Here is a 13,522-nt window from a genome sequence, read left to right as displayed (position 1 = left end):
TTGGTGACCTATCTAGTATATCAAGTCGATTTGTACCTATCTCGTTGCTTTGGTGTTGAAGCTGTTCATGGTTGCCTCTACACCTTCTTTGATCAAAGATTCCACTGCATCTGCTGCGCGTGTGATTATATGATCAATGTAGGACAGTTGCTCCCTGCTCCATTTCCCAAGGACGTAATCTACTGGATCTAACTTTGGGTCCCTCCCTATGCCTACTCGAATCCTTATGAATTCGTTACTACTGATAGTATCTATTATCGACTGAACTCCTCTATGACCTCCTGAGCTACCTTTGGTTCTCACTCTAATTGTTCCAAATGGTAGATCTAGGTCATCATGTATAACTATCAAGGAGCTCTGATATTCCAGATTGTAGCGTCTGAGCAGAAGCTTGACTGCTTGCCCACTGTTGTTCATGTAGGTGACGGGCTTGGCCAAGATTGCTTTGTAGCCATCTATATAGGTTTCTGCCACTAGTGCTCTGTCAATAAGAGAGAACCCAGATGTTTTATATCTACGGGCCAGCTCATCTACTACTAGGAAGCCTACATTGTGTCGTGTATGTGCGTACTCTTTTCCAGGATTCCCGAGACCAACTATCAAAAATCCTCTATTCATCTAGTAGTTCCAGTGCCATGTAGATAGCTATATCTCCAGAAGTGAAATGCTTCTCATTATAGCCACATATATGAAAGCCCTGCGACCTAAAGAATGCTATAGCTGGATAGTTCTTAGTCGATATCGTACAAGTAATTGCCTTCATATGGTTTTCTCTAGCCCAACTGATAGTAGCGCCTATCAGGGAGTTGCCAATGCCTAATCTGCGGAATGGCTTGTCTACCACTATTTGCTCGATCCTAAGATATTGCTCTTCTGTACTTGCACATAGGAAACCAACTAGCTTGTCTATTTCGGCCACTAAAAACAGACTTAATCTGTCCCAATTGCTCTCAAGATACGATGGAATCGGAGGATCAGTTATTGCTCTGGGCCTTGGTAGCCTAGCTGTTAGTAGTCGAAGGGAAAGGTCGTCTTCTGAGCCTATACCGTAGGAATCTAGTGCTATCTGCCAAACCAGGTCGGTGATGAAACTGGCATCTAGCCTCTCGCATAAGGCTATATCTGACAACCTTCCAGCTCTGATCATTATATTATTAATATCCGTTCCCATTCAGCCTCATCCCGTGGGCTGTAGCTAGAGCCTGAGTCACGGAGTCTAGAGTGATCACGGTTATCTCGACATCTTCTGTATTCATGAGATTTACCAGTTGTTGGAAAGTCCCGTGATCCCTTAGAGCGTCGTTTCCCTCTGTTGAGATCAGCACTATGCGTCTTGCTCCGGATTGTATGGCCCTAACAGTTTGTTCTATTGGATTATCATTCTTTGAGACTGTAACGAAGAATGCCGGCTCGGGGGCGATTATCTTGCTATAAAGATATTGAGCAATTATGCGTAGGACCGAGGCAATTGGTACAGCGATTAGAAGTCCCAGTATGCCTCCATAGCTGGCTCCAGCCATTATGAAGAATATAACTATTATTGGATTGAGGTGTACCACTCTACCAATCAGAAAAGGTATTACCAGATTGTCTTCTAACTGACGCAATATGAAGTATCCTAACGCTACTACTGCTGCGAGCGTGAGGTTATTCCATCCAAATGGGGGGTTAGACTGGAACAACGCTACACTAACAGCTATACCTCCTGCCGTGTAAGGTCCGATAATGGGTATGAGCTCAAGAAAACCTGTCAATACTCCCAGAAGCAGGGCGTACTGTACGTGTATCGTAGATAGGAATATCCATGTAGCTATAGTCATTATGGCTAGCAGAATTAGCTGGCTCCTTAGGTAAGCCCCTAACGTATCGTTGATTCTCCTTAGCAAGCTCTCTATTTCGTGCCTGTATGGAGCCGGGGTGAACTCGAGAAACGAGCTCTTTATATGGTCTGCGTGAAGAAGCAGGAAGAATGTAGCGACGAGAAATATAAAAAACTTAACTGCTTTGTCTATGACTACGGTCAGGATGGGTACTGCCATCCTGCGTGCGTAATCTGCGAAGTCATCACTAAGAGCTACAACCTGTGATTCTAATTGCTTGAGATCGACGGATATTCCCCATTCTCGCAGCATCTGGTTTCGATTAATGAAGCCTTCTATTTGATTGAGGATGTGTGGCACTTGGTTAGCTAGGGCTAGTGACTGGTCTCTGATGATGGGCACAACGTTTATGAGACTCCACGCGACCGCTGAGAAAACAGCTATGTACAGTAGTATGATCCATATAGCTCTAGGTACTCCAGATTCTCTGGACAAAAAACTCACAAGTGGGTGAAATATATACGTGGCTACAATAGCCCAGATAAACGGTGTAAGCAGGTGAGCTGTGCTATGGAGAAAGTAAAGAATTACGGCTACCGAGATCCATATAGTTATCTCTTTAGCCCTCTTGGTAAACCTTATTTCTCTCACCTTATGGAACCTCAACCATTTCTCAGCGGGAATATATCACAAGCTGAGCTAATTTTGTCGAACTAACCAACATTACATATATCTCTTATAATATTGAAAGCGTGTATCTTTACAGGAGAATGAGTGTATGCATCAGAATTTGAGAATTCCAGGTCCAACACCTTTGCCTGAGCAAGTACAGGCGGCTATGCACAGAGATATGATAGATCATAGGGGGCCGGAATTCGCTCGTATTCTACAACAGTGCACTGAGACGCTCAAGTATTTCTATTGCACACGGGGGGATGTGCTAATATTTCCCGCCTCGGGTACTGGGGGATTAGAAGCGGCCATCGTCAACACTTTATCACCTCGTGACCCAATCTTGGCTGTTATCATAGGCGTCTTTGGTGATAGGTTTGCCAAGATAGCTGAGACTTTCGGTCTCGATGTGCGACGACTATCTATACCCAGGGGTAGGGCTGTAGATCCCGATCAGCTTCGTCAAGCCCTTGATGAGAACCCGGATGTAAAGGCAGTATTGATCACTCATAACGAGACATCAACTGGCGTTACCAATCCTCTGGAGGAACTGGCACATATAGTAAAGGAAAGAGATCTTTTGCTATTAGTAGATGCGGTAAGCTCGATGGGGGCTATCCCGGTAATGACCGATGAGTGGGATCTGGATGTGGTGGTGTCTGGATCTCAGAAGGCCTGGATGATTCCACCTGGTATGGTGATGGTTAGCGTCAGTGAACGTGCATGGCAAGCTGTTCAGACTGCAAAGCTCCCCAGGTATTACTGGGATTTCAGGGCAGCAAAATCCTCGCTCGAGAAGGGCCAGACACCTTACACCCCTGCCGTAAGTCTTTTCTATGCCTTGGAGGTTGCTCTAGATTTGATGATGCAAGAAGGACGTGAGGCTATATGGAAGAGGCATGCTGAAGCGGGAGCTTATACTAGGAATCGTATAAAAGAAATGGGGCTAGAGCTATTTGCCGATGAGCGCTATGCCTCTAATACAGTTACGGCTATCAAAGTACCTGAAGGTGTAGATGGTAAGATCTTCAAGAATAACTTGCGAGATAAACACGGGGTTATAGTGGGTGGAGGCCAAGCTGAACTCTCTGGGAGGATTATCAGGTTGGGACACCTAGGGTACTTTACCAAGGAGGATATCTCCGCAGCCTGTGATGCCATCCAGATGGAGCTCGAGAGCCTGAAGGTAGCCGCTCAGTAAATTTACTTTAGTAGCTCATATGTCTTGCCTTTCGAGCTTTCATTGATAGGTATCTCCTAATTTACTATAATGTCAACAGACGGCTCACGAGTGCGACCCAATGGCGCACATCGGAGCCGTTAGTTCTACTTATGGCAAAAGGGAGATAAATGACACACGAATCCATGGGCACCACAGGTCAACATTATAATGATCCTTTTCCTGGAGAGAACGAGGAGTTAGACAGAGAAGTCAGCGGTTCGGGTAACCTATCCGCTGGTTCGCCGGACAAAGATAACAGCCCGAGCTCCCAAAGAGGGCAACAAACCTCCCAGCCAGAAGAAGATATTACTATGGAAGATATTCTGGCTAGCGGGGAGGCAGACTATCGGGCTCTGCACCGAAACGAGATCGTAGATGGCGTGGTAATGGGGTTCGATAACGGCGACCTGATAGTGGATGTGGGAGGGAAGAGCGAAGGTATAGTTCCCGCCTCCGAGTTAACTACGCTAAGCGATGAAGAGAAGGAGTCTCTTGAGCCGGGTCAGCCTATTGTGGTCTCCGTGCTCAATGCTAGTGAAGACAATGAGGGACGTATAGTCCTCTCAGTGGATAGAGCTAGAGCTGAGCGTTTGTGGCGCGAGCTTCAGCAAAAGCTTGAAACTGGTGAGATCGTCGATTGCAAGGTTGTAGGGTATAACAAGGGAGGACTACTTGTAGATCTAGGCGGACTAAGAGGCTTCATTCCTTCCTCTCAAATCAGCTTTCTTGTCAGTTCAAATGATGTTGGCAGGCAGTCTGAGCTTGCTAGCTTGGTTGGTAGAACACTGCAGGCCAAGGTAATAGAGGTCAACAGAAAGCGTAATCGCTTGATACTCTCTGAGAGGATAGCCACCCAGGAAAGAAAGGAGACGAGCAAAGAGCGTCTAATTGAAGAGCTACATGAAGGGCAGATAGTAAAGGGTAAGGTAACTAGCCTTGCAGATTTCGGAGCCTTTGTAGATATAGGAGGTGCTGACGGGCTCATACATCTGTCGGAGATATCTTGGGGGCGGATCAACCATCCCAGCGAAGTGCTAAAGCCTGGTGATGAAGTTGATGTCATGGTGCTCAATATAGATCGCGAGCACAAAAAGATAGCCCTGAGCATGAAGCGGACACAACCAGAGCCCTGGGCCACCGCAATGGAAAGATACGATGTAGGCCAGATTGTGGAAGGGGAGGTGACACAGATAGCCCCCTTTGGAGTTTTTGTAAGGCTAGAAGATGGTATAGAGGGCCTGGTTCATATGTCCGAGCTGGGAGATACTAAAGTACAAGTTGGTGACAAGTTGAGACTTCGTGTTATCAAAATGGACACGCAGAGACGCCGTATAGGTCTGAGTGTTCGACAGTTGGATGAGCCTGACTATGCTGCCGGCGAAGGGGAAGAGGAGTCTACGGAGGAGGGAGAAAGGGAAGAATAAAAGTCTCTTTTCGGTTGAAATTACATAGAGGGGTTGTGCTAGGTGTATGATGGTGGTAAAACTAGTTGCACCTAGTCCATACCGTTGCTAAACTTTTGGTAGGGGTTTTGTCCCCTTCGTTCGCTAGAGGGAGTTAGAAAGATGAGTGATAGAGGCGAACGCTTCGATCGGTTTACTGAGAGGGCACGTAAGGTTCTAAGCTTGGCCCATGAGGAAGCAGCGCGCTTTAATCATAACTATATTGGCACCGAGCATATACTGCTAGGTCTGGTGCGCGAGGGCGATGGTGTAGCTGCGCGCGTGCTTGCGAGCATGGGGGTCCAGCTCCAAAAAGTAAGAGCTGCTGTAGAGTTTATAATAGGTAGGGGTGAGCGACCGCCTCAGGGTGAAATTGGTTTGACTCCTCGTGCCAGAAGGGTAATAGAGCTCGCCTTCGATGAGGCCAAGAGGCAGAATCATCATTACATAGGTACCGAGCATTTGCTGCTCGGCCTCGTGCGAGAAGGTGAGGGCATAGCAGCTGGTGTTCTCGAGAGCCTGGGCGTGAACCTTGAGAAGGTAAGGGCTCAGGTGCTACAGGTTATAAATCAGAGCAGTGCCTACTCTCAGCAGGGTAAAGCTGCTACAAAGACGCCCTACATAGATGCTCTAGGCACTGACCTGACGGAGCTTGCAAGGAATGATAAGCTCGATCCAATAGTAGGTCGCGAGAAAGAGATCGAGCGTGTCATGCAGATCCTGTCTAGGAGAACCAAGAACAACCCCGCGTTGATAGGTGAGCCAGGGGTTGGTAAGACAGCAATAGTAGAGGGGCTGGCTCAGCGAATAGTTAATTGCGATGTGCCGGATACCTTGCTCAATAAGAGAGTGCTCTCGCTAGATATGGGAGCTCTCGTGGCAGGGACTAAATACAGGGGCGAATTCGAGGAGCGCCTCAAGAAGATTATGGCTGAAATCAAGGAGTCTGGAGCTATCCTGTTCATAGATGAGCTCCATACCCTAGTAGGGGCTGGCGCTGCTGAGGGGGCTGTGGATGCAGCTAACATCCTCAAGCCAGCGTTGTCCAGAGGTGAGATACAGGTTATAGGTGCTACAACCCTTGATGAGTACCGCAAGTATATAGAGAGGGACGCAGCTCTAGAGAGGCGATTCCAGCCCGTTATGGTCGAGGAGCCGACTGTTGAGGAGACAATCGAGATCCTCAAGGGTGTAAGACCCAGGTATGAGGCTCATCACAAGCTCAAGATTACTGATGAGGCTCTGAAGGCTGCTGCTTACCTTGCTGCGCGGTACGTGTCCGACAGGTTCTTGCCTGATAAGGCTATAGACCTGGTAGATGAAGCTGCCAGCCGAGTAAGAATGCACAGAGCTGCAAGTCCTCCAAGCCTGAAGGATGCTCTGAGGCATCTAAAGGCTATACAGGATGAGAAGGAAGCCGCCATCAATGCTCAGAACTATGAGATGGCTGCTGCTTTCCGTGACCGTGAAGAGCGACTTCAAGAAAGGATAGGCATGCTTGAGCAGCAGTGGCAGGAAGAGCAGCAGGCTGAAGAGCCTTATGTAACCGAAGAGGATATAAGCCAGGTAGTGAGTATGTGGACTGGTATTCCTCTAACCAGGATAGCTGGCGAAGAGTCGGAGCGACTTCTGAAAATGGAGGAGGAGCTTCACAAGCGCATCGTGGGTCAGGATGAGGCTATCACTACTGTGGCTCGGGCCGTGCGTCGAGCCAGAACAGGGATGAAGGACCCGAGACGCCCGGTAGGTTCTTTCATATTCCTAGGCCCCACAGGAGTCGGTAAGACTGAGCTCGCTAAGACGCTTGCCGAGTTCATGTTTGGTAGCGAAGACGCTCTTATCAAGATTGATATGTCGGAGTTCATGGAGCGTCATGCGGTAGCGAGACTGGTTGGGGCTCCTCCAGGCTACGTGGGATATGAAGAGGGTGGCCAGCTGACAGAGGCTGTCCGTAGGAAGAGCTTCTCTGTCATACTTCTAGATGAAATAGAGAAAGCTCACCCAGAGGCCTTCAATATGCTGCTCCAGATACTGGAGGATGGTCACCTTACGGATGCCAAGGGTAGGAGAGTAAACTTCCGTAACACAATCATAATCATGACCAGTAACATCGGTGCGGAGATGATCAACCGTGATACGACTGTGGGATTTACGATCCGTACCGATGAGGCCAAGGCCCAGCAGAGAGCTTATGAGAACATGAGAGACAAGGTTCTGAGCGAGCTGAAGAAGCACTTTAGGCCGGAGTTCCTCAATAGAATCGACGCTGTGGTAGTGTTCCACTCGTTGTCACCTGAGCACATACGTAAGATAGTAGACATACAGATTGATCGCGTGAGGGAACGCCTGGCCGAACAGCAGATTCAGCTGAAGCTGACTGAGGAAGCTCTGAACACACTGGCCAGAAGAGGATATGACCAAGCTTATGGTGCTCGACCATTGAGGAGGTTGATACAGACAGAGGTTGAAGACAAACTGGCTGAGGGCGTACTTGAGGGTAAGTTCCAGCCAGGATCTACAGTAGTGGTTGATGCTCGCGACGACGAGATAGTGCTGCATCTTGAAGAGGAGCTCGTAACCGCATAACTCGAGTTCTCATAAATAGATGTTATTTGTAGCTAATATCTGGAATCGGGGGAAAACCCCGATTCCGTATTTTATGGAGAAGTGAGTAGGAACATATGTCTAAGACTAGATCTAGAACCGTTTATGTTTGTAACAGTTGTGGTAACGTTTCTCCAAAGTGGCAAGGTAAGTGCCCTGAGTGTGGGCAGTGGAATACCTATGTGGAAACAGTAGAACAACCTACACCAACTACTAGTGGGATATCGACTAGTGTTGCTACGCGTCCTAGAAGGCTTAAGGACGTATCGACCGATGATATACACAGGATACATGTACCTATGCCTGAGGTTAACAGGGTGCTTGGTGGGGGCATAGTCTCTGGATCGCTGGTATTGATAGGTGGGGATCCGGGGGTGGGTAAGAGTACCCTGCTATTGCAACTATGTTGTCTGCTATGTGATTATCTGCCCACCGTATTATATGTCTCTGGAGAAGAGTCTATAGAACAAATAAGGCTTCGAGCCTCTCGTCTAGGGCGTATACCAGATAATCTTTGGGCTGTTTCTGAGACGAGCTTGGAGGCTATATTGAACCTTATCGAGGAGCAGTCCCCCAGTTTAGTTATCATCGACTCTATTCAGACTATATATTCAGAGAATATCGAGTCCGCTGCAGGCAGTGTAAGTCAAGTAAGGGACTGTACTATGGCCCTCATGCTGACAGCGAAATCTAGGAATATTCCCATGTTTATTGTGGGGCATGTCACCAAGGAGGGCGCCATTGCAGGCCCCAAAGTTCTTGAGCATATAGTTGACACGGTCCTGTACCTTGAGGGTGATAGGGCCCACCAGTACAGATTACTTCGTGCTGCCAAGAACCGTTATGGATCAACTAACGAGGTGGGTGTCTTTGAGATGACGCAAGAAGGTCTCGTAGACGTCCCGAACCCTTCGGAAGTCTTCCTCTCGGAGAGGCCGGAGGATACCGTTGGATCCTCTATAGCCGTGTTGCTTGAGGGTAGCCGTCCGTTGTTGGTGGAATTGCAGGCGCTGGCCATTCATAACCCTGCGGGCATACCGAGGAGGACAAGTAACGGTCTGGACTACAACAGGCTTCTCCTTCTCATTGCGGTGCTTACCAAAAGAGTTGGGCTCAAGCTTTCTGATCAAGATATATATGTGAACGTGGTGGGAGGTCTCAGGCTAGATGAGCCCTCATCTGATCTAGCTGTTGCTGTAGCTATAGCTTCGAGTGCACTCAACAGACCAGTGCGTGAGGATACCATATTTGTTGGGGAGGTAGGATTATCGGGCGAGCTACGCAGCGTTCCTAATATAGATCGAAGGCTATCCGAAGCGGCTAGCCTTGGATTCAAGAGAGCGGTTTGCGCACCCGTCAAGAAGAACGCCCAAAAGATAAACAGTATTCAAGTTGTCCAAGCCAAGACTCTTGCTGAGGCTATTGGTAAGTCTCTATATCCACCTGGAGTTAGAGACTAGCCTTACTTAAAGGCTTGTATCTTTCCTCTGCGCAGTCTGTAATATAAGGTCCACTAGTTTGTGTTCTGCTCTCTCGGGAGCCATTCTTAAGGCAGCCTGCGACATGTTCTGCAGTTTCTCAGGGTCTGATATAAGATCCTTAATGGTGTCAACAAGGATGCTTGATGACAGCTCTGACTCCTCTATGACCACTGCGGCTCCAGCGTTGGCTAATCTTTGGGCATTCTTTCTCTGCTCATCCCCAGCTGCGTGAGGTAATGGGATGAGGATTGATGGCTTACCTAGTACTATAAGCTCGTTCACTGTACCAGCCCCGGCTCTACCGACCACCAGGTCGCTAATGGCGTATATATCGCCTATTTCACTACCTATATACCTAAATAGAATGTATCTCTGTTGTAGCTGTTGTGAGAGCGATAGCACGGTTCTTGTTAGGTGTTCGTAGTCTTGTTTACCATGTTCGGAATCGCCGGTCTGATGAATTACCTGTGCTATAGACAAGAGTTGTGGTAACGCTTCGCCGACAATTGTGTTTATCTTGTGGGATCCTTGGGCACCACCCGTTATGTAGATAGTTGGTAATGATAGATCGAATCCAAACCTCCTTGCTGCGTTCTGCTTGCTGCCACTGAGAACATTCTTCCTGACTGGATTACCTGTAAAGACAGTCTTCTTGTGAGGTGGCAAATTGACGGTCTCTGGAATGGAAATTGCTATCACATTGGCAAAGCGTGCGCATATTCGGTTGGCTAACCCCAGACTGTCAGTCTGCTCATGGATGACTACCGGTATCTTCAGCAGTCTTGCTGCTACGACTGCAGGCACTGATACGTAACCACCGGTAGCAAATAAGACTTCGGGTTTGAAACTACTAAGGTGTATGAGTGACCTTAAGATACCAGCTATTACGCGAAATAAGTCTAAAAAATTCTGTAACGACAGGTATCGCCTAAGCTTGCCAGTGGGTATTTGTTTGTACTCAATCCCCATTAGTGGGATGACAGTGGATTCTATACCATTCTTGCTGCCCAGGTACAGAATCCTCGCCTCCAGATCCTCTCTGGCTTTGATTTCATCTATGACAGCCACTGCCGGGCTTAGATGTCCGCCCGTGCCTCCGCCTGTAATAGCAAGCCTCAGTCTCTTCTTCATAGCAAGTGAATTATAAGGCAGTGCAACGTCAAATGAGAGCAATATATGCTGTGATATAATCCACGAACCAATATAAATCAGCTTACATGCTTCTGGGAAAGGAGTTACAACAATATGGCTATTAGAACTCAACAGATAGCTGAATTAAGAAAGCGATTGGAAGACGAACGTGCTAGACTGATCTCAGAACTGAAGGAGCTGCAATCTGATGCCTCTCAATGGGGAGAGTCTGTTAGAGATGAGGATAGCAGCTATGGTAACCACATGGCTGATGAGGGTACAGATACCTTTGAGCAGGAAAAAGAAATTGCTCTTCAGAGGAACCTCAAATCTGTGTTAAATGAGGTAGAATCTGCTTTGAAGCGTATGGATGAGGGTACGTACGGTATATGTATAGATTGCGGACAGGAAATACCTATTGAGAGGCTTATGGCAAGGCCTTACGCTGTAAGATGTATCGCTGACCAAGAAAGATACGATCGTGTTCATAGGTAGTATAAATTGAGATCTGCACAAGAGGAGAGAACATTCATCATCAGAAGACTACTGCTGACGTACATGACAGCAGCTCTAATAATATTTGTAGATCAGACATCCAAGGCTTATGTGCTCCGAATTCTGGGCACGGAAGAGGGATCCTACAGAAAAGTACTAGACGATATCTTATGGATAAGACTTGTGCACAATACTGGCGCAGCTTTCGGAATGTTTCGGGAAGCATCCTTGATATTCGCTATTGCTGCTGTGCTGGTAGCCGTAATCATATTGCTGTCTTCGAGAAGGATAGCTTACGCTCCTTGGATAGTGCGACTGGCTCTTGGGATGGAACTGGGTGGAGCCATAGGTAACCTTACTGACAGAATAAGATATGGACATGTCATTGACTTCATAGATGTACGGATCTGGCCCTTTGTGTTTAATATAAGCGATGCAAGTATTACCATAGGGGTGGTTCTGCTCTTGGGTTACTTAATCCTACATAGTGGAGGTGAGAAGCAGTCGGAAGTAAAGACTTATGAGAGGGAAGCCAGTAACTGACGAGATTGAAGCCCTACTTATCATTAGTTCAGAAGAGGCTGGAGAAAGACTCGATACACTGCTAGCTCATAAACTTGAGGATGTTTCAAGGTCTCAAGTCCAGCGTGCTATCGAACAAGGTACCATCCTAGTGAATAACCACCCCTCTAAGCCTTCTTACAAACTTAAAGAGGGAGATAGAATATTAGTCCTGAATATTCCCAGGTTTCCACAAGGGAAAGTTGCATTGATCCCTTCTTATAAGGACCTATGCGTCGTATATGAGGATGACAAGATTATAGTCATTGACAAGCCTGCTGGCATGGTGGTGCATCCTTCTCCTGGCCACTATGAAAACACTTTGGTAAATGCTCTAATAGCTAGATACCCTGATCTACTAAAGCAACCCACCGATCGACCAGGTATAGTGCACAGACTTGATAAAGGTACTAGTGGCCTGATCATGGTAGCACGGGATCTGGAGATCCTAAACTACCTCCAAAGTCAGATGAAGGCCAGAAGGATATTCAAGGAATATACTCTGCTTTGTTGCGGAACTCTAGATCCTCCTGAAGGGCGTATTGAAGCACCTATAGGAAGAGACCTTAGAGACAGAACTAAGATGAGCGTGATCGCTGGAGGTAAAGAGGCCGTTACTGAGTACTCTACGATACAGGCGTTAGGAAAATATACGCTTGCAGTAGCGCGACCCATAACGGGCAGAACGCATCAAATTAGGGTCCATTTTGCAGCTATTGGTCATCCAATAGCAGGGGATCCTGTCTATGGTAACTGCAGGATAGAGGGACTAAACAGACAGTTTTTGCATGCTTCACGCCTAGGAGTAGTTATGCCAAACGGCGAGTACAAAGAATGGCGCAGCCCTCTTCCTGAGGATCTGCGCCAAGCTCTTGAGAGGGTTACTGTGTTAGCTAGCTGATTCAACTAACGGCGATAAGGACTGCAGCCTTCTGACCAGTGAAGGCAGTACTTCCAGTACGTAGCTAACATCTTCCTGCGAGTTATCTATTCCTAGTGTGAGCCTCAAGCTACCGTAGATGTATTCGCTTGGAACGCCTATTGCCTTGAGTACGTGGCTCGGTTCTATGGATGCTGAATGGCAAGCGGAACCACTGGAAGCACATATACCCTTTAGATCAAGCCCCATGAGTATGGATTGTGCTTCGATGCCCCTGAAGGCCACGTGTACGTTGTTGGGTAACCTTTGAGTGCGATGCCCATTTACCCGCGTGTCTGATAGCTCCGAGAGTATACCTTCAAATAGTTTCTCTCTTAGTGAGATGCAATGTTCATTGTGAGCTTCCAGGTTCTCTTGGGCCAGTCTAAGTGCCTCCGCTATGCCTACTATGTACGGCACATTCTCGGTACCTGATCTCCTGCCGCTTTCCTGGCCACCTCCTTGCATTTGAGGCTCAAGTGGAATGCCGCTGCGTATGTACAATACCCCTACACCTTTGGGGGCATTAAACTTATGCCCAGAAAGCGACAGAGCATCGACTTGCAGTTCCTCGACGTTCAGGCTTAGACTTCCTGCCGCTTGTACAGCATCCGTATGGAATGGGATGCCTGCTTCTCGAGCTATGGCGCCTATTTCCCTTATTGGCTGTATAGTTCCAATCTCGTTGTTTGCATAGCCAATAGATATGATGACTGTATCTGGCCTAATGGCCTTGCGAACGTCGTCCGGGTCCACTAGTCCATCGGGGGATACGGGTAAAATAGTGGCTGTATAGCCTTCTCGCTCTAGCTGCTCGACTGTATGGAGCACAGCATGATGCTCTATTGCCGAGGTGATGATATGTCCAGTCTTTCCTCGAGCCTTCGCTATGCCTTTTATGGCTAAGTTGATGCTTTCAGTGCCACAACTTGTAAAGACAATCTCCTGAGGTTGACAACTGAGTATCTGAGCGACAGTCTCACGGGCTTTATCTACAGCATCTCGAGCACTCCTACCCAAAGAGTGCACACTGTTTGGATTGCCATACTCCTGCTTGAAGTAGGGCATCATAGCATCTACCACCTTGGGATGTACAGGTGTGGTTGCCGCGTGATCCATGTACACAAGTCTACTTTCCATAAGACACACCTCCATCTGCAAGTATACCATTGGAT

General features: G+C 47.6%; 12 protein-coding genes. 7 read left to right on the top strand and 5 right to left on the bottom strand.

What is annotated here, in order from left to right:
- Positions 1–36: 36 nt before the first annotated feature.
- The 3 genes from pth to N2245_RS08385 are packed head-to-tail and all read right to left on the bottom strand — an operon-like array spanning position 37 to position 2,471.
- Entirely contained in the window at positions 37–618 is a 582-nt protein-coding gene (gene pth, locus N2245_RS08395) for an aminoacyl-tRNA hydrolase (RefSeq protein WP_494536287.1), read from the bottom strand.
- The gene (locus tag N2245_RS08390) at positions 611–1,171 is read right to left on the bottom strand and encodes a GNAT family N-acetyltransferase (RefSeq protein ID WP_494536286.1); all 561 of its coding nucleotides are present in this window, start codon (positions 1,169–1,171) and stop codon (positions 611–613) included. The genes pth and N2245_RS08390 overlap by 8 nt, the downstream gene beginning before the upstream one ends.
- Positions 1,155–2,471, bottom strand: coding sequence for an AI-2E family transporter (locus N2245_RS08385; protein WP_494536285.1), 1,317 nt, complete (start codon positions 2,469–2,471; stop codon positions 1,155–1,157). Before N2245_RS08385 ends, N2245_RS08390 begins: the two co-directional genes overlap by 17 nt.
- A gap of 127 nt (positions 2,472–2,598) precedes the next feature.
- Between N2245_RS08385 and N2245_RS08380 the strand changes: the two genes are divergently transcribed.
- From N2245_RS08380 to radA, 4 genes are all read left to right on the top strand, one after another.
- Entirely contained in the window at positions 2,599–3,693 is a 1,095-nt protein-coding gene (locus N2245_RS08380) for a pyridoxal-phosphate-dependent aminotransferase family protein (protein ID WP_494536284.1), read from the top strand.
- Between the two features lie 149 nt (positions 3,694–3,842).
- Positions 3,843–5,138, top strand: a complete 1,296-nt coding sequence (locus tag N2245_RS08375) for a 30S ribosomal protein S1 (protein ID WP_494536283.1) — start codon at positions 3,843–3,845, stop codon at positions 5,136–5,138.
- Positions 5,139–5,279: 141 nt separating this feature from the next.
- Positions 5,280–7,742, top strand: a complete 2,463-nt coding sequence (locus tag N2245_RS08370; RefSeq protein WP_494536282.1) for an ATP-dependent Clp protease ATP-binding subunit — start codon at positions 5,280–5,282, stop codon at positions 7,740–7,742.
- A 95-nt stretch (positions 7,743–7,837) separates the two neighbouring features.
- Entirely contained in the window at positions 7,838–9,220 is a 1,383-nt protein-coding gene (gene radA / locus N2245_RS08365) for a DNA repair protein RadA (protein ID WP_494536281.1), read from the top strand.
- A 6-nt stretch (positions 9,221–9,226) separates the two neighbouring features.
- Here the strand turns inward: radA and murG are convergent, their stop codons facing one another.
- Positions 9,227–10,372 carry an undecaprenyldiphospho-muramoylpentapeptide beta-N-acetylglucosaminyltransferase gene (gene murG, locus N2245_RS08360; protein WP_494536280.1) on the bottom strand — a complete coding sequence of 382 codons (1,146 nt, stop codon included), beginning with the start codon at positions 10,370–10,372 and terminating at the stop codon, positions 9,227–9,229.
- A gap of 114 nt (positions 10,373–10,486) precedes the next feature.
- On the opposite strand from murG, the gene N2245_RS08355 reads away from it, so the two are divergent.
- Genes N2245_RS08355 through N2245_RS08345 form a run of 3 tightly spaced genes read left to right on the top strand, consistent with a single transcriptional unit; the run spans position 10,487 to position 12,329 of the window.
- Complete coding sequence (locus tag N2245_RS08355; protein ID WP_494536279.1) at positions 10,487–10,867, top strand: TraR/DksA family transcriptional regulator; 381 nt, start codon at positions 10,487–10,489, stop codon at positions 10,865–10,867.
- A gap of 6 nt (positions 10,868–10,873) precedes the next feature.
- Complete coding sequence (lspA, locus tag N2245_RS08350) at positions 10,874–11,410, top strand: signal peptidase II (RefSeq protein WP_494536278.1); 537 nt, start codon at positions 10,874–10,876, stop codon at positions 11,408–11,410.
- Entirely contained in the window at positions 11,388–12,329 is a 942-nt protein-coding gene (locus tag N2245_RS08345; protein WP_494536277.1) for an RluA family pseudouridine synthase, read from the top strand. The genes lspA and N2245_RS08345 overlap by 23 nt, the downstream gene beginning before the upstream one ends.
- Here the strand turns inward: N2245_RS08345 and nifS are convergent.
- Positions 12,318–13,487: a cysteine desulfurase NifS gene (nifS, locus tag N2245_RS08340; protein ID WP_494536276.1), complete on the bottom strand. Its 1,170-nt coding sequence runs from the start codon at positions 13,485–13,487 to the stop codon at positions 12,318–12,320. The two genes, N2245_RS08345 and nifS, sit on opposite strands and share 12 nt — an antisense overlap.
- Between the last annotated feature and the right edge of the window lie 35 nt (positions 13,488–13,522).

The organism is Thermobaculum sp. T2p, assembly GCF_059335935.1.
Note: the sequence above shows the minus strand (reverse complement) of the source record. Positions and strands in the feature narration are given on the sequence as shown.

Coding starts and splice junctions, on each gene's coding strand:
- N2245_RS08375 (WP_494536283.1), top strand. CDS start 3,843: ATGACACACGAATCCATGGGCACCACAGGTCAACATTATAATGATCCT.
- nifS (WP_494536276.1), bottom strand. CDS start 13,487: ATGGAAAGTAGACTTGTGTACATGGATCACGCGGCAACCACACCTGTA.
- N2245_RS08345 (WP_494536277.1), top strand. CDS start 11,388: ATGAGAGGGAAGCCAGTAACTGACGAGATTGAAGCCCTACTTATCATT.
- radA (WP_494536281.1), top strand. CDS start 7,838: ATGTCTAAGACTAGATCTAGAACCGTTTATGTTTGTAACAGTTGTGGT.
- N2245_RS08390 (WP_494536286.1), bottom strand. CDS start 1,171: ATGGGAACGGATATTAATAATATAATGATCAGAGCTGGAAGGTTGTCA.
- N2245_RS08355 (WP_494536279.1), top strand. CDS start 10,487: ATGGCTATTAGAACTCAACAGATAGCTGAATTAAGAAAGCGATTGGAA.
- murG (WP_494536280.1), bottom strand. CDS start 10,372: ATGAAGAAGAGACTGAGGCTTGCTATTACAGGCGGAGGCACGGGCGGA.
- pth (WP_494536287.1), bottom strand. CDS start 618: ATGAATAGAGGATTTTTGATAGTTGGTCTCGGGAATCCTGGAAAAGAG.
- N2245_RS08370 (WP_494536282.1), top strand. CDS start 5,280: ATGAGTGATAGAGGCGAACGCTTCGATCGGTTTACTGAGAGGGCACGT.
- N2245_RS08380 (WP_494536284.1), top strand. CDS start 2,599: ATGCATCAGAATTTGAGAATTCCAGGTCCAACACCTTTGCCTGAGCAA.